This window comes from Sorangium sp. So ce385 (genome assembly GCF_051474135.1).
Lineage (GTDB): Bacteria > Myxococcota_A > Polyangia > Polyangiales > Polyangiaceae > Sorangium > Sorangium cellulosum_D.
Genome location: NZ_CP150337.1, coordinates 12,024,971 through 12,039,951, shown reverse-complemented (window position 1 = coordinate 12,039,951; position 14,981 = coordinate 12,024,971). Strand labels below are relative to the sequence as shown.

13 protein-coding genes are annotated in these 14,981 nt (G+C 73.6%); 7 read left to right on the top strand and 6 right to left on the bottom strand.

Annotation, left to right across the window (positions count from 1 at the left end):
• Positions 1-77: 77 nt before the first annotated feature.
• On the top strand, positions 78-1,811 hold the full coding sequence (argS, locus tag WME83_RS44060) for an arginine--tRNA ligase (RefSeq protein WP_437315696.1): 1,734 nt from the start codon (positions 78-80) through the stop codon (positions 1,809-1,811).
• Positions 1,812-2,280: 469 nt separating this feature from the next.
• Positions 2,281-3,513 carry a choice-of-anchor L domain-containing protein gene (locus WME83_RS44055; RefSeq protein WP_437315695.1) on the top strand — a complete coding sequence of 411 codons (1,233 nt, stop codon included), beginning with the start codon at positions 2,281-2,283 and terminating at the stop codon, positions 3,511-3,513.
• 72 nt (positions 3,514-3,585) lie between these two features.
• Here the strand turns inward: WME83_RS44055 and WME83_RS44050 are convergent, their stop codons facing one another.
• From WME83_RS44050 to WME83_RS44040, 3 genes are all read right to left on the bottom strand, one after another.
• Positions 3,586-4,023 carry a hypothetical protein gene (locus WME83_RS44050; protein WP_437315694.1) on the bottom strand — a complete coding sequence of 146 codons (438 nt, stop codon included), beginning with the start codon at positions 4,021-4,023 and terminating at the stop codon, positions 3,586-3,588.
• Between the two features lie 512 nt (positions 4,024-4,535).
• Positions 4,536-4,913, bottom strand: a complete 378-nt coding sequence (locus tag WME83_RS44045) for a hypothetical protein (protein ID WP_437315693.1) — start codon at positions 4,911-4,913, stop codon at positions 4,536-4,538.
• A gap of 243 nt (positions 4,914-5,156) precedes the next feature.
• Positions 5,157-5,342 carry a hypothetical protein gene (locus WME83_RS44040; protein ID WP_437315692.1) on the bottom strand — a complete coding sequence of 62 codons (186 nt, stop codon included), beginning with the start codon at positions 5,340-5,342 and terminating at the stop codon, positions 5,157-5,159.
• Here WME83_RS44040 and WME83_RS44035 point away from each other — a divergent pair.
• From WME83_RS44035 to WME83_RS44025, 3 genes are all read left to right on the top strand, one after another.
• Complete coding sequence (locus WME83_RS44035) at positions 5,341-7,191, top strand: ABC transporter ATP-binding protein (protein ID WP_437315691.1); 1,851 nt, start codon at positions 5,341-5,343, stop codon at positions 7,189-7,191. The two genes, WME83_RS44040 and WME83_RS44035, sit on opposite strands and share 2 nt — an antisense overlap.
• Before the next feature lie 56 nt (positions 7,192-7,247).
• A complete protein-coding gene (locus WME83_RS44030) occupies positions 7,248-7,700 on the top strand; it encodes a helix-turn-helix domain-containing protein (protein WP_437315690.1) in 453 nt (150 codons plus the stop codon).
• A 267-nt stretch (positions 7,701-7,967) separates the two neighbouring features.
• Positions 7,968-9,239, top strand: coding sequence for a serine/threonine protein kinase (locus tag WME83_RS44025; RefSeq protein ID WP_437315689.1), 1,272 nt, complete (start codon positions 7,968-7,970; stop codon positions 9,237-9,239).
• 368 nt (positions 9,240-9,607) lie between these two features.
• On the opposite strand, the gene orn is transcribed toward WME83_RS44025, so the two are convergent.
• The gene (gene orn, locus WME83_RS44020) at positions 9,608-10,171 is read right to left on the bottom strand and encodes an oligoribonuclease (RefSeq protein ID WP_437315688.1); all 564 of its coding nucleotides are present in this window, start codon (positions 10,169-10,171) and stop codon (positions 9,608-9,610) included.
• Positions 10,172-10,292: 121 nt separating this feature from the next.
• Between orn and WME83_RS44015 the strand changes: the two genes are divergently transcribed.
• Both WME83_RS44015 and WME83_RS44010 read left to right on the top strand, forming a co-directional pair.
• Complete coding sequence (locus WME83_RS44015; RefSeq protein ID WP_437315687.1) at positions 10,293-11,525, top strand: acetyl-CoA C-acetyltransferase; 1,233 nt, start codon at positions 10,293-10,295, stop codon at positions 11,523-11,525.
• Entirely contained in the window at positions 11,522-12,640 is a 1,119-nt protein-coding gene (locus tag WME83_RS44010) for a cation diffusion facilitator family transporter (RefSeq protein WP_437315686.1), read from the top strand. Before WME83_RS44015 ends, WME83_RS44010 begins: the two co-directional genes overlap by 4 nt.
• Before the next feature lie 14 nt (positions 12,641-12,654).
• Here WME83_RS44010 and WME83_RS44005 read toward each other — a convergent pair whose 3' ends face one another.
• On the bottom strand, positions 12,655-14,169 hold the full coding sequence (locus WME83_RS44005; protein WP_437315685.1) for a glycine betaine ABC transporter substrate-binding protein: 1,515 nt from the start codon (positions 14,167-14,169) through the stop codon (positions 12,655-12,657).
• Positions 14,166-14,939: an ABC transporter ATP-binding protein gene (locus WME83_RS44000; protein WP_437315684.1), complete on the bottom strand. Its 774-nt coding sequence runs from the start codon at positions 14,937-14,939 to the stop codon at positions 14,166-14,168. Before WME83_RS44000 ends, WME83_RS44005 begins: the two co-directional genes overlap by 4 nt.
• Between the last annotated feature and the right edge of the window lie 42 nt (positions 14,940-14,981).

The window sequence follows — 14,981 nt, the reverse complement described above, 5'->3', positions numbered from 1 at the left end:
GGGCGGCGGCGCGCGGTTCGGCCATGAGCGCCGGCTTGCCTATTGAATTGGCCGCGGGGCCGAGCCAAGGATGCGCCATGGCCGATCCCGTCCACGCCCTTTCCCGCGCTTTCCAGGAGGCGATTACCGCCGCGTTCGGCGCCGAGCACGCCGGGGCCGATCCCTCCCTGCGCCGCTCCAGCCACGCCGACTACCAGGCGAACGCCGCGATGGCGCTCGGCAAGCGCCTGGGCAGGCCGCCGCGCGAGGTCGCGGCGGCGATCGTGGGGGCGCTGCAGGTCGGCGGGATTTGCCGGAAGGTGGAGATCGCCGGCCCCGGGTTCGTGAACCTGACGCTCGAGGACGCTTACCTGACGCGCGAGCTCGCCGACACGGCGAGCAGCGGGCGGCTCGGGATCGCGCCCGCGGTGCAGCCCGAGACGGTGATCGTCGATTACTCGGGCCCGAACGCCGCGAAGGAGATGCACGTCGGCCACCTGCGCAGCACGATCATCGGCGACGCGCTCGCGCGCGTGCTCGAGGCGCTCGGCCACCGGGTGATCCGCCAGAACCACCTGGGCGACTGGGGCACGCCGTTCGGCATGCTGATCGAGCACATGCTCGATCTCGGCGAGGCGGCCGCTTCGCAGGAGCTCTCGGTCGGCGATCTCGACGCGTTCTACAGGCAGGCGCGCGCCAAGTTCGACGGGGATCCGGCGTTCGCCGAGCGCTCTCGCCGGCGGGTCGTGCGGCTCCAGGGCGGGGACGAGCAGACGCTCGGGCTGTGGCGGCAGCTGGTGCGCGAGTCGACGCGCTACTTCGAGTCGGTCTACCGGCGGCTCGGCGTGACCCTGACCGAGGCCGATTTCGCGGGCGAGAGCTTCTACAACCCGATGCTGCTCGACGTGCTCGCGGAGCTCGGCCAGAAGGGGCTGGCGCGCGAGAGCGAGGGGGCGCTCTGCGTCTTCCCGGCGGGCTTCACGGGCAAGGGCGGCGAGCCGCTGCCGCTCATCGTGCGCAAGCAGGACGGCGGTTACGGCTACGCCACGACGGATCTGGCGGCGATCCGCCACCGGCTCACGACGGTCGGCGCGCAGCGGCTCATCTACGTGGTCGGCGCGCCGCAGAGCCAGCATTTCGCGATGGTCTTCGCGACGGCGCGGGAGGCGGGCTGGCTCAGGCCGCCGGCGCGGGCCGAGCACGTGGCGTTCGGGTCGGTGCTCGGGGCCGACAAGAAGATGTTCAAGACGAGGAGCGGCGATACGGTGAAGCTGTCGGATCTGCTCGACGAGGCCGTGGAGCGCGCGACCAAGGTGGTGCGGGAGAAGAACCCGGAGCTCGACGCCGAGGCCGCGGGCGCGGTGGCGCGGGCGGTCGGCGTGGGGGCGGTGAAGTATGCGGATCTGTCGAGCGATCGGATCAAGGATTACGTGTTCGACTGGGATCGCATGCTGGCGTTCGAGGGGAACACGGCGCCTTACTTGATGTATGCGCACGCGCGCATCCGGTCGATCTTCCGGAAGGCGGGGGTGGAGTCGCCGCGCGGGGTGGGGATCACGGTGGGCGAGCCGGCGGAGCGGGCGCTCGCGCTGGAGCTGCTCCGGTTCGGGGCCGTGCTGGAGGACGTGGCGGCCACGCTCGAGCCGCATCGGCTGTGCGGTTACCTGTTCGAGCTCGCCGGGTCGTTCACGACATTCTACGAGCGCTGTCCGGTGCTTCGGGCCGAGAGCGAGGAGGTGCGCCGCTCGCGCCTCGCGCTGTGCGATCTCACGGCGGAGGTGCTGGCGAAGGGCCTCGGCCTGCTCGGGATCGAGGCGCCGGAGCGGATGTAGCGCGGCCGGAGGGCGGGCGGGTTACTTGCGGGGTGCCCCGGGGGGGGGGGGGCCGACCGGAGTTGAGGCCGACCGGAGTTGAGGCCGACTGAGGTTGAGGCTGACCCGACCGAGGTTGAGGCCGACCCGACCGAGGTTGAGGCCGTCCGACCGAGGTTGGGCCGACCCGACCGAGGTTGAGGTCGCCCGACCGAGGTTGAGGCCGACCCGGCCGAGGTTGAGGCCGACCCGGCCGAGGTTGAGGCCGTCCGACCGAGGTTGAGCCGACCCGACCGAGGTTGAGGTCGCCCGACCGAGGTTGAGGCCGCCCGACCGAGGTTGAGCCGACCCGACCGAGGTTGAGCCGACCCGACCGAGGTTGAGGCCGTCCGACCGAGGTTGAGGCCGTCCGGCCATCCGGTGGTCGCCCGATCCGAGCGGCATTGCGTGCAGGCCCGGGCTCGATCCGGTCCTCGTGGCAAAGTGCAGTATGACTGATCGCCAGCTCGCCCCCTCCGTCCCCGGCGTCGCCGCCATGACGGCACTCCTCGTCGCGCTCGGGTGCTCGGCCGTCGGTGGCTCCCCCGCGCAGGGCGGCGCGGACGACGGCTGCGCGGAGCCCCCGCAGATCGGCGGCGACGACGGCTCCGGCGGGCTCGATGCGCCCGGCGCGCCCGGCTCGGGCAGCGGCGGCGCCGGCCCCGTCACCGACCCCAACGCGGACAGCGACGGAGACGGCTTCACGCCCGCCGCCGGCGACTGCAACGACGCCGACGCCAACGTGAACCCCGGCGCCATCGAGGTCGAGGTCACCGAGCCCGACGCGAGCGGCCAGATCCCCGCGCCCGCGGACGAGGACTGCGACGGCGCCATCGACAACGTCGCACCCCCCTGCGACGACGGCCTCTCGCTCGACGACTTCGACCCGGCGAACGGCGCCCGGGCGATCGACCTCTGCGCGTTCGCCTCCCGCGACGACCGCCGCTGGGGCGTGCTCTCCGCGAGGTACGTCCGCGGGGACGGCTCGCCCGCGGCGCGATCGCCCGCCGTCGGCCTCTTCGACGGGTTCGGGCCCAACGTGCGCGTGCAGGGCGGCGCGCGCCTGCTCGCGCTCTCGACGGGGCGCGCCCGCCTGCCGGACCACCCGGACGCCTGCTGGACCGAGAGCTGCTCGAGCTACGGCCCCGGCGCCGCGCCGCCCGGGTTCCCCCAGGACAACCCCGACTGCCCTCCCTCCGACTTCATCAACGACGACATCGGCCTTGAGGTCGTCCTCCGCGCCCCGCAGAACGCGACCGGCTACGAGTTCCTCTTCAAGTTCTATACGTACGAATACCCGGAGTGGGTCTGCGAGGACTTCAACGATCAATTCGTCGCGCTCGCCACGCCGGCGCCTCCCGGATCGTACAACGGCAATCTCTCGTTCGACGGCGAGGGCAGGCCGGTCAGCGTCAATATCGCGTTCTTCGATGTCTGCGACGGATGCCCGCTCGGCTCGAGCGAGCTCGTCGGGACGGGCTTCAGCCCGCGCCGCGACGGCGGCACCCGGTGGCTGAAGACCCGGGCGCCGGTGCGCGGCGGCGAGGAGATCTCGCTCCGGTTCATCCTCTTCGACACCGGCGACAATCGCTTCGACTCCACCGCGCTCATCGACGGATTCCGCTGGATCGCGACCGGCGGCACGGTGAGCGTGGAGACCACGCCCGCCGTCGATCCCCGCTGAAGCCGGAGGCGCTCCCCGGCCGCGCGCGCCCCTGGCCGTGCCGCGAGCGCGCGCCTCGCCCCGCTCCTCGCCCTACCGGCAGCTCCGGCATTCCCCGCCGCAGTCCACGTCGAGCTCGCTTCCGTTCATGACCCCGTCGTCGCACGACGGCTCCTGGCAGACACGCTCCCTGCACACGCCGGACCCGCAGTTCTCGCCGGCGACGCACCCCTCGCCCGCGGCGCAGAGCGGGCACGAGCGCGTGCCGCAGTCGACGCCGGTCTCGAAGCCGTTCGCCACGCCGTCCACGCACGTCGGGGCCTGGCACGCCCCCAAACGACAGACGCCCTCCTTGCAGTCGATTCCCGTCTCGCAGGAGGCCCCGAAGCGGCAAGGCTCGCACGAGCCGCCGCAGTCGGTGTCGGTCTCACCTTCATGACCATCCTTGATCCCATTGCTGCAATGCGGCGGGATACAGGTGTTCTCGGTGCAGGTCCACCCCTCGGGGCATTCGTTGCAATTCCACATCATGACGGCACCATCCTCCCCGCACGAAAGGAAAAAAATCGCCGTCAGCCCCAATGCAGTGACGCGTCGAAGCATGGTGCTCGCTCTTCTGGTAGTTGATGGTCCGGTAACGACGACAGTACATCAAGCACGGCCGGCAAGGGCACCGATCTGGCCGTTTGCGCGCGGATTTCTAGCATTCCGGACTGCTGGCCAAGATTGTCAAAGAATCGACATGAGGAGATTCTCCGGCGGCGCGGGAGCCTGGATCCGACGCTCGAAGATGGGACATACGGAGATGGGACGTGCAGAGTAAGGCGAGGGGAGGGAGCTCATCGGCGCGCAGGGGACGCCGCACCGGCCGTTCTCTACGGATTCGACAGGAGCCCATCGCTCGATGGCTCCGATGACGCGCGGCCGACAGGGCCGCTCGGCGCGCGCTGGCTGGGGGAGTGGGGGTGAGAGGGGCTCTGCGACGGCGCCTGGCTCGGCGGCCGGACGGCGCGCTCCTTCGTCAGCAGCGCGGCGCGCCGCGCTCAGGGGCGGGCGGGGGCGCGCCGCGCTGCGACGAAGGAGCGCACGCAGAGGACGACGTAGCCCGCGGAGAGCGCGGCCATCAGGGACTGCGCGATGACGGCCGCCGGGCGCTCCACGTCGCCGCCCGAGAGCAGGGCGGGCAGCTGCGACAGGCCGCGGGCGGAGCCGAGGACGCCGAGGACGCCGACCAGCGCCGACGCGTGCATGGCGTGCATGCGGTACTTCTCCTGCCGCGCGAGCACGCCGAGCCCGATCGCGACCACCCCGAAGCCGGCCGGGATGAGCGCCGTCGGCGCGCTCGTCGCCGCGAAGCCGCCGACGCCGAGCGCCGTGAGCAGCGCTCCGTAGCCTATCGTCATATTGGACATGCTCGACATGCACAGCCTCCTTGTTCGGAGCCCCCGGGATACCGCGCCCGGCGCGCGCCCGCCACCGCGGCCGCGCGCGCGCGCCCGCCACCGCGGCCGCGCGCGCGCGCCCGCCACCGCGGCCGCGCGCGCGCGCCCGCCACCGCGCCCGGCGCGCGCCCGCCACCACGCCCGGCGCGCGCCCGCCACCGCGGCCGCGCGCGCGCGCCCCCCGCGGCGGGGGTGACCCCCGCGCGCGCCCCGCGCCTCAGGTCACCCGCGCGCGTGCCCCGCGGCGCGCGTGCCCCGCGCCGCGGGCGCCGCCGCCGGGCACGCCCCCGCCCCGGCGAGGCCCGCCGAGCTCGCCGCGCCCGCGCGCGTGGGCCTCCCCCGCCTGCGCGCGCCCTCGGGGGGCCTGCCCGGGCAGCGCGCGGCGGCGTGGTTAGAATCCGCCCTCATGCTCGGCCTCTCCCGCCTGCGGGACAGCTTTGCCTACACCCCGCGGACGCTCCAGCTCGTCTGGCGCTCGTCGAAGGCGGCCAGCCTCGCGCTCGCCGCGCTCACGCTCGCGGCGGCGGTGCTGCCGCTCGGCGTGGCCTACGTGGGAAAGGCGATCACGGACGCGGTGGTCGCCCGCGAGGAGCGCGCGGCGCTCGTGTGGGTCTCGGTCGAGCTCGGCCTCGTCGCCGCGCTCGCGCTCGCGCAGCGCGGGCTCTCCCTGGCGCGGCAGCTGCTCGGCGCCCGGCTCTCCATCGACATCCACGCGATGATCCTCGGGAAGGCGCTCTCGCTGGAGCTCCGCCATTTCGAAGACCCCGAGTTCTACGACCAGCTCACCCGCGCGCGGCGCGAGGCCTCGTCGCGCCCCGCGTCCGTCGTGACCGAGAGCTTCTCCCTCGTGCAGAACCTGATCACGCTCGCCGGGTACGCCGCGCTGCTCGTCGGGTTCAGCGGCTTCGCGGTGCTCGCGCTCGTGCTCGCGGCCGTCCCCGCCACGGTCGCCGAGGCGCGCTTCTCCGGCGCGGCGTTCCGCCTCCGCAACTGGCGCTCTCCCGAGGCCCGCCGGCTCAACTACCTCGAGTACGTGCTCGCCAACGACGGCCATGCCAAGGAGGTGAAGCTCTTCGGGCTCGGGCCGATGTTCCTCGAACGGTACAAGGCGCTCGCCGCGTCGTTCTACCGGGAGGACAGCGCCCTCGCCGTCCGCCGCGCCGGGTGGTCCTATGGCCTGTCGCTCCTCGGGACCGCCGCGTTCTACGGCTGCTACGCCGCCATGGCGGCCTCCGCCGCGGCGGGGCGCCTCTCGCTCGGGGAGATGGTCCTTTACGTCGCCGCCTTCCGGCAGGGCCAGCAGGCGTTCCAGGCCGTCCTCGGCGGCATCGGCGGCATGTACGAGCACAACCTCTACATGTCGAATCTCTTTCAGTATTTGAGCATCCCGACCAGCGCGCCGCCCGCGCTGCCGCCCGGCGAGGCGCCCGCGCTGACGAACGCCGGCGCGCCCCCGGCGTCGACCGGCGGCGCGCCCGCCGCGTCGGCCGACCGCGCGCTCGACAGGGGCGTGCGGTTCGAGGGCGTGGGCTACCGGTATCCTGGCCAGTCGCGCTGGGCGCTCCGGGGCGTCGATCTCCACATCCCGAGCGGGCAGAGCCTGGCGCTCGTCGGGCACAATGGCGCCGGCAAGACGACGTTCATCAAGCTGCTCACGCGGCTTTACGAGCCCACCGAGGGGCGCATCCTGCTCGACGGCAAGGATCTCCGCGCCTGGGATCTCGACGACCTCCGCCGGAGGATCGGTGTCGTGTTCCAGGACTTCAACCAATACCAGCTCACGCTGCGCGAGAACGTCGGGCTCGGCAGCCTCGATCACCTCGGCGACGAGCCGCGCATCGCGCGCGCGGTCGCCGAGGGCGGCGCGGACGAGGTCGTGACCGCGGTGCCGGGGGGCCTCGACGCGCAGCTCGGGCGCTGGTTCAAGGACGGCGTCGAGCTGAGCGGCGGGCAGTGGCAGAAGATCGCGCTCGCGCGGGCGTTCATGCGCGAGCAGGCCGACATCCTCGTGCTCGACGAGCCGACCGCGGCGCTCGACGCCGAGGCCGAGCACGCGGTCTTCCAGCGCTTCCGGTCGCTGTCCAAGGGGCGGACGACGATCGTCATCTCGCACCGCTTCCCGACCGTGCGCATGGCCGATCGCATCCTCGTCCTCGACGGCGGGCGCATCGTCGAGGAGGGCACCCACGACGAGCTCGTCGCCCGCGGCCAGCGTTATGCGCGCATGTTCGCGCTGCAGGCCGAAGGATACCTGTAGCGCGCCCGGGTCCTTCTCGGCGGCTCAGGCGAGCTCTGCCTGCTAGGCTCGCGCTCATGCGCGACACGCTCCCCAGGGAGGTCGGTCAGGCGATCCGCATCCTCCGGTTGCTCCGCGGGCTCAGCATGCAGGAGTTCGCCGAGCGGGCGCAGCTCTCGGCCACCTACCTGCGGCAGGTGGAGCGCGGCGAGCGGGATCTCGGGCTCGGCGCGCTCGGCCTCATCGCGCAGGGCCTCCAGTGCGATCCGCGCCTGCTCCTGCCCGGCGACGGGCGCAGCCCGGTCGCGTCCGTCGTGGCAGAGCTCTTTGACCAGGCGCAGGAGGCGCTCCAGAACGCGATCCTCTTTCTGCTCATGGAGCCTGACGACTCGCCCAGGAAGCAAGCAATGCTCGCCCTGGCCAGCGAGGATCCGGAGCGCGCTCGTTCGGCGGCTCCGCCCAAGTCGCGCCCGCCGGAGCGCGCCGTTTCAGGGCGTACGCCGCCGTCGAGCCGTCGTTCCGGAAAGTGAGCGCGCCGTCTCGCTCGCTCCGTGATCCCGGTCCGCCCGGGCGACGGCTTCCGCGCGCAGGAGACCTCTGTTACCCTCGCGCCAACCGATGTTCCCCGAGCCGTGTCCGGGGGTGTCATGGACTCGAACCTCGTGCCGGAGGTCCGACGCAGTGAACAGAATTTCGTGGGCTGATCGAACATCGCAGATCGCGCTTCGCTCTGCTGTCTTCCCGCGCGGAGGGGTGGAAACCGCCGCGCTCGTCGGGGGGCTCGCGGCGGAGGGCCCATGGTGATCCTGGGCCAGGAGTTCGCGGGGTACACCATCGTCGCCAGCCTCGACTCTCCGGCTCCGGCCGAGGCCTACCGCGCGCTCGACGCGGACGGCCGCGAGGTCACGCTGTATGTCCAGGAGGATGTCGCCCTCGACCCGGAGGCGTTCCGCGGCGAGCTCGATCGGCTCCTCTCGCTGCCTCCGGCGATGCACGGCACCGTGCCTGTCATCGCCGGCGGCGTGGAGGGCACGACCGGGTGGATCGCCGCCCGGCCGAGCGACGATCCCTCGGTGGAGGATCTGCTGCCCCGGCTCCGGCCCGTCGCGTACGAGCTCGCGGTCGACGTCGCGCGGACGCTCGGCGCGGCGCACGCGCTGGGCCTCGCGCACGGGGATGTCGGCCCGCACACGGTGGTGATCACCAGCCAGGGGGCCGCCGTCCTGAGGGCGTTCGGGCTGCACCGGCTGTTCGGGGCGCCCGCGGACCCGGTGGCGGACGCGGCGCGGTACCGGGCGCCGGAGCTCTTCGACGCGCGCGCGATCGATCCGCGCACGGACGTCTACGGGCTCGGGATGCTGCTGTACTGCGTCCTCGGGGGCCGGCGCCCGTTCGAGGGGCGCGACGACCTGGAGGCGTGCGCGCTGGACGAGGTGCCGCCGCCGCTCCAGGGCGTGCCGGCCCAGGTGCGCGAGGCGCTCTCGCGGGCGCTCGCCAAGGATCCCGACGCGCGCTTCCAGACCGTCCAGGAGCTCATGACCGCCGTGCGGCCGCTGCTCCTCACGGACTCGGGGCCCCTCGCCGGCGGGGCTCCGCCGCCGCCCGAGCCGTCGCCCGACACCGAGCGGAGCGCGCCCGCCCCGGCGTCGCGCAACACGCTGCCCACCGGCACCCTCCCCCCCGAGGCCATGCGGCACCCCTCGGTCCAGGTCGCCGCCCCGCGCCGGCGCCGCAGCGCCTTCCGGGCCGCCGGGGTGTTCCTGGTCGTCGCGCTGACGAGCGCCGCCATCGCGGTACCGCTGAGCTGGTACTTCGCCCGCCGCGGTGCGCCATCCCCGCGACCGGCCGATCCTCCGGCGCACGCGAGCGATGTGGAGCACAGCGCGACGCTGGCCCCGCCGGTGAGCTGCGACCCGGGCGTGCCCGAGGCGGTGACCCCCGCCGTCGAGAGGCCGACCCTGAGGTCCCGGGCGACGCGTCGCGCCGGGCCCGCCTCCATGGCCGTGACCCCGGCCGTGGACTCCCGCCGCAGCCCCCATCAGCGGTGGTACGGCGACCAGCTCTTCTGAGGCGATCCGCTGCCCCGCTGGCAAACGACACCCCGGCGGATTGGGGCCGCCGGGGCGTCCGCGCCGCAGGCCTCGTGCCGGAGGCCTGGACGCATGGCTAGCCTACTAAATGCATTCCCTCGATCGATCTATTTTTCTCGCGACGCCGACAATTTTCTCCTCTTTGCCAGCAGCGCGGCGCCTTTGCCCGAGGGAGCAGACCTCGACGCCGGGTCGAGCGCGCGGCTCGGCCTGGGGGTGGCCTGGGGGTGGATGGAGCGCGCTCCGGGGTTGAGCGCGCGGGGGGAGCGCCGCGGGGGGAGGCGAGCTCGCGGGCTGCTGCGAGCTCGGGGCTCGTCCTCGAGCGCGCCCGCGCGTCGACGCGCCGCTCAGCGCATCCCGGCGCCCGCGAGCGGCTGGAACACGTTCGCCCGGTACCACCGGAGCTCCTCGATCGACTCGCGGATGTCGTCGAGCGCGCGGTGGATCTCGCGCTTCTTCGGCGCGGCGCGCGTCGGATACCAGCGGCGCACGAGCTCCTTGAGGGTGGAGACGTCCACGATGCGGTAGTGCAGGAAAGAGAGGAGGTCCGGCATGTAGCGCTGCAGGAAGGCGCGGTCCTTCCAGACCGAGTTGCCGCACAGCACGGCCGTGCCCTTGTCGCAGTGCGCCTCGAGGAACGCGCGCGTCTCGGACTCCGCGTCGCCGACGGAGAGCGTGGAGGCGCGGATGCGCGCGAGGAGCCCCGAGCGCTCGTGGAGATCGCGGACGAAGTCGCTCATCCCCGCGAGGACGTCCTCGGGCTGGTGGATGACGAGGCACGGCCCCTCGGCGACGACGGTGAGATCGGGCTCCGTGACGATGGTCGCGATCTCCACGATCGCGCACGAGCTCTCGTCGAGCCCCGTCATCTCGAGATCGACCCACACCATGCGCTGCGACCGGTCCGTCATCGGCGGCGAGCATAGCCGATCCGCGCCGGTTCAGGGCCACCGAGACCCGGCGCGAGCGGGCTGCCCCGGGAACGGGGGGTATGCTAAGGCAGGGCCGGACACCGAGCGCGGGAGGCCTGTCATGCGAGACGTTTTCATCGTGGATGCCGTTCGCACGCCGCGCGGGCGAGGCAAGGCAGGCAAGGGGGCGCTCTCCGGCGTGCACCCCCAGGAGCTCCTCGCGCAGACCCTCAACCGCCTCGCCGAGAAGAGCGGGATCCGCAAGGACGACGTGGAGGACGTCGTCGTCGGGTGCGTGACCCAGGCGGGCGAGCAAGGGGCGTGCGTCGCGCGCACCGCCATCCTCGCGGCCGGCTGGCCGGACGGCGTGACCGGCGTGACCGTCAACCGCTTCTGCGGCTCGGGCGCGCAGGCGGTGAACTTCGCGGCGATGGGGGTCATGTCCGGCCAGCAGGAGGTCGCCGTCGGCGGCGGCGTCGAGAGCATGTCGCGCGTGCCGATGGGCTCGGACGGCGCGCCCCTCGACGGCAACAACCTCGCCCTCCGCAAGAAGCTGGCGATGGTGCCGCAGGGCATCTCGGCGGACCTCATCGCGACGATCGAGGGCTTCTCGCGCGAGGACGTCGACCGCTTCGCGCTGGAGAGCCAGCGCAAGGCCGAGCGGGCCGCGCGCGAGGGGCGGTTCGCGAAGAGCCTGTTCACGGTCGTCGATCTCGACGGAAAGCCGCTGCTCGACCGCGACGAGCACCCGCGCGCCGGGGCCACGATGGAGGCGCTCGCGAAGCTCGAGCCGGCGTTCGCCGGCCTCGGAGCGACCCCGCTGGGCCCCGCCGGCGAGACCGTGGACGAGCTGGCGCGCGTGCGGTACCCCGAGGTGGCGTCGATCGAGCACGTCCACACCGCGGGCAACTCGAGCGGCATCGTGGACGGCGCGGCGGTGGTGCTGCTCGCGTCGGGCGACTACGTGAAGGCGCACGGGCTCAGGCCGCGGGCGCGGCTCCGCGCCACGGCGACGGCCGGGGCGGAGCCGGTGATCATGCTGACGGCCCCGGCGCCCGCGTCGGAGCGGGCGCTGAAGAAGGCGGGCATGCAGGCCCGCGACATTGACCTCTGGGAGATCAACGAGGCGTTCGCCGCCGTGCCGCTGCAGACGGCGCGCAAGCTCGGCATCGACCTCGACCGCGTCAACGTGAACGGCGGCGCGATCGCGCTCGGGCACCCGCTCGGCGCGACCGGGGCGTGCCTGATCGGCACGGCGCTCGACGAGCTCGAGCGCGAAGGCAAGGCGACCGCGCTGATCACGCTGTGCATCGGCGGAGGGATGGGCGTGGCGACCATCATCGAGCGGGTGTGAGCCGCGCCGGCGCCGCGATGGGGGTGCCCGACGATGATGGGAGCGGCGCCCATGAGCACCCGCACCGGGGCGATGCTCCGCGCGGCGAGCCGCGCGCGCACGACCCTCACGGCGCGCCCGGCCACGACCATGATCACGACCACGATCACGATCACGGCGACCCGCGGCACCACGACCACCATCACGACCACCGGCGCGCGCCGCTCCGGCGGCTCGTCGCGGCGTTCGCGCTCACGGCGTCGTTCCTGGTCGTCGAGGCGGCGGTCGGGTGGTGGTCGAAGAGCCTCGCCCTGCTGGCGGACGCGGGGCACATGCTCGCCGACGCCGCGGCGCTCGGGCTCGCGATCATCGCGCAGCGCATCGCGGCGCAGGCGCGGACGCGCGCGCGGACGTACGGCTACCGGCGCGCCGAGGTGCTCGCGGCGTTCGCCAACGGCATCGCGCTGGCGCTGACGGCGATCTGGATCTTCATCGAGGCGGTCCACCGGTGGCGCGCGCCGCAGGCGGTGCACGCCGAGGCGCTGGCGATCACCGCCGCGCTGGGGCTGCTCGTGAACGTGGCCTCGGCGCTGCTGCTCTCGACCGGCGAGCACGGGCACAACATCAACACGCGGGCCGCGCTGGCGCACGTGCTGTCGGACGCGCTCGGCTCGGTCGGCGCCATCGTGGCCGGCGTGCTCATCCTCGCCTTCGGCTGGACGCGGGCCGACCCGGTGATCAGCGCGGCCATCGGCACGCTCGTGCTCTGGGGCGGCTGGCGGCTCGTGCGCGACACGTCGCGCGTGCTGATGGAGGGCAGCCCCATCGAGATCGACCTCGCCCACGTCGAGGACACGATCCGGAGCGTGCCGGGCGTGGTCGACTTCCACGACCTGCACGTCTGGTCGATCTCCGACGGCTTCAACGTGCTCACGGTGCACGTGGTGCTCGCCAGGGGGTACCACGGGACGGACGTGGCCGCGGCCGTGGGCCGGCGGCTGCGCGAGCGGCACGCGCTCGACCACTGCACGATCCAGCCCGAGCCGCTCCAGGAAGAGCGCCTCGTGACGCTCAGGCGCCCGGGCGCCGGGTCGCCGCGCGGCGGCCGGCCCGCCGGCGACCCGAGCGGCGCGTAGCGGCGCGCGGCCCGTCAGAGCTCCCGCAGCAGCGCCTCGGCGACCTCCGCGGGGGACTTTCCCCGCTCGTCGACGGCGACGTTGAGCTCCCGCATCCGCTCCGCGCCGATCTTGCCCTCGAGCCCCCGCAGCGCCTCGATCACCTCCGGGTGCTCCCGCGCGAGCCGCGCGCTCGCGAGGACGACGGCGTCGTAGGGCGGTATCGCCCGCCGGTCGTCCTCGAGCACGCGGAGGTCGAACGACACGATCCGCCCGTCCGTCGAGAAGGCGCTGATGACGTCCACCTCGCCCGCCCTCACGGCCTCGTACATGAGCGACGGGTCCATGCTGCGCTGCCTCGCGAACGCGATCCCGTAGCGCTGCTCGACCGTCTTCCACTCGGCGCGCTCGAAGAACTCGTAATCTCCGCCGATCGACATCGATCGCGCCGCGGGCACGAGATCGCTGATGGTCCGCGCGCCGAGCCGCTCCGCGCGCTCGCGCCGCAGCGCGAGCGCGTAGGTGTTCTCGAAGCCGAGCGCGGCGGCGACCACGATCCCGTGCTCCTCGAGCAGGTACCGCGTGACGCCGCGGAGCACCTCGCCCCGGTCGGCCGGGGCGTCGCCCCGCTTCATGACCGTCGTCCAGAGCGTCCCGGAGTATTCCACGTACGCGTCGATCTGGCCCGTCCTCAGCGCGTCGAACGCCACCGTCGACCCGAGCGACTCCACCGCCTCGGTGGGCAGCCCCGTGTCCTGCGCGATCTTCCCCGCGAGGACGCGGCTCAGGATGTACTGCTCGGTGAAGGTCTTCGATCCGATCGCGATCCGCCGCGCGCCGCCCCCGAGCGCCCCCCGGGCGAAGCCGGCCGCGGCGATGGCGTAGAGCAGCGCGAACGCGCCGATCGCCGCGGCCACGAGGCCCCGTCGGCGCCGGCGGAGGCCGATCTCGAGCGCCCGCACCGTGCCGTCCAGGACCAGCGCCAGCGCCGCCGCCGCCGCGCACCCGACGAGCACGGCCGCCGTGTTGCGCGTCTGCAGCCCGCTGAAGATGTAGTTGCCGAGGCTCTCCGCGCCGATGGGCGTCGAGAGCGTCGCGGTCCCCACCGTCCACACCGCGGCCGTCCTGATGCCGGCGACGATCACCGGCATGGCGAGCGGCAGCTCCACGCGCCGGAGCCGCTGGCCCGGCGTCATGCCGACGCCCTCGGCCGCCTCGATCAGGGCCGGATCGACGCTGGAGAGCCCCACCACCGTGTTCCGGAGGACCGGGAGCACGCTGTAGAGCACGAGCCCGATCAGCGCCGGCAGGTAGCCGATGCTCGCGGCGCCGATCGCGGCGAGCGCGGGCACCATGAACGCGAGCAGCGCGAGGCTCGGCACGGTCTGGATGACGCTCGCGACGGCGAGCACCGGCTGCTCGAGCCGGCGCGCGCGCGAGACCAGCACGCCGAGCGGCACGCTGACGCCCGTCCCCACGAGGAGCGCGACGAGCGTGAGCTCGAGGTGCGCGAGGAGGCGCCCGGGGAGCAGGGCGAGCTGCTCGTTCACGGCCGGCGCTCCCCCTCCCGGAGCAGCGCGTCGATGACCGCCGCCTGCCGCTTCGGCGTCCCGACGAGCTGCGCCACGTACTCGTCCGCGGGCGCGGTCATGAGCTCCCGCGGCGTCCCCACCTGCGCGAGCCGCCCCCCCTGCATCACGGCGATGCGGTCGCCGAGCAGGAGGGCCTCGACGAGGTCGTGGGTCACGAAGATCGCGGTCAGGCCGAGCCGGCGCCGGATCGCCAGGAACGACTGCTGGAGCCGGTCGCGCGTCAGCGGATCGAGCGCCCCGAACGGCTCGTCGAGGAGCATCACCCGGGGCTCGGCGGCGAGCGCGCGCGCGACCCCGACCCGCTGCTGCTGGCCGCCCGAGAGCTCGTCGGGGCGGCGGTCGCGCACGGCCGCCGGATCGAGCTCGCAGAGCTCGAGGAGCGCGTCGACGCGGGCCCGGATGCGCGCCGCGTCCCAGCCGAGCAGCGACGGCGTGACGCCGATGTTCTCCGCCACGGTCAGGTGCGGGAACAGCCCGAGCCGCTGGAAGACGTAGCCGATGCGCCGGCGCAGCGCGTGCGGCGGCTCGCCGGTGATGTCCTTGCCGCCGATCCGGATCGCGCCCGACGTGGGCTCGATGAGGCGGTTCACCATCTTGAGCGTGGTCGTCTTGCCCGAGCCCGAGCCGCCGAGGAGGACGAGGAGCTCGCCCTCCTCGACGCGCAGCGAGACCCCGTCGACCGCGACCGCGCCGGCGTAGCGCTTCGTGACCCGGTCGAGCTCGATCATGCGGCCGGCCCGGGGGGATCAGGACGAGCCGCCGGCGCCCCG

What these genes read in the sequence shown, in the direction of transcription:
- WME83_RS44040 (WP_437315692.1), bottom strand. Translation starts at nt 5,342, where the DNA reads ATGAGGGCGGATTCTAACCACGCCGCCGCGCGCTGCCCGGGCAGGCCC.
- WME83_RS44035 (WP_437315691.1), top strand. Translation starts at nt 5,341, where the DNA reads ATGCTCGGCCTCTCCCGCCTGCGGGACAGCTTTGCCTACACCCCGCGG.
- WME83_RS44030 (WP_437315690.1), top strand. Translation starts at nt 7,248, where the DNA reads ATGCGCGACACGCTCCCCAGGGAGGTCGGTCAGGCGATCCGCATCCTC.
- WME83_RS44055 (WP_437315695.1), top strand. Translation starts at nt 2,281, where the DNA reads ATGACTGATCGCCAGCTCGCCCCCTCCGTCCCCGGCGTCGCCGCCATG.
- argS (WP_437315696.1), top strand. Translation starts at nt 78, where the DNA reads ATGGCCGATCCCGTCCACGCCCTTTCCCGCGCTTTCCAGGAGGCGATT.
- WME83_RS44025 (WP_437315689.1), top strand. Translation starts at nt 7,968, where the DNA reads ATGGTGATCCTGGGCCAGGAGTTCGCGGGGTACACCATCGTCGCCAGC.
- WME83_RS44015 (WP_437315687.1), top strand. Translation starts at nt 10,293, where the DNA reads ATGCGAGACGTTTTCATCGTGGATGCCGTTCGCACGCCGCGCGGGCGA.
- WME83_RS44050 (WP_437315694.1), bottom strand. Translation starts at nt 4,023, where the DNA reads ATGATGTGGAATTGCAACGAATGCCCCGAGGGGTGGACCTGCACCGAG.
- WME83_RS44045 (WP_437315693.1), bottom strand. Translation starts at nt 4,913, where the DNA reads ATGTCGAGCATGTCCAATATGACGATAGGCTACGGAGCGCTGCTCACG.
- WME83_RS44000 (WP_437315684.1), bottom strand. Translation starts at nt 14,939, where the DNA reads ATGATCGAGCTCGACCGGGTCACGAAGCGCTACGCCGGCGCGGTCGCG.
- orn (WP_437315688.1), bottom strand. Translation starts at nt 10,171, where the DNA reads ATGACGGACCGGTCGCAGCGCATGGTGTGGGTCGATCTCGAGATGACG.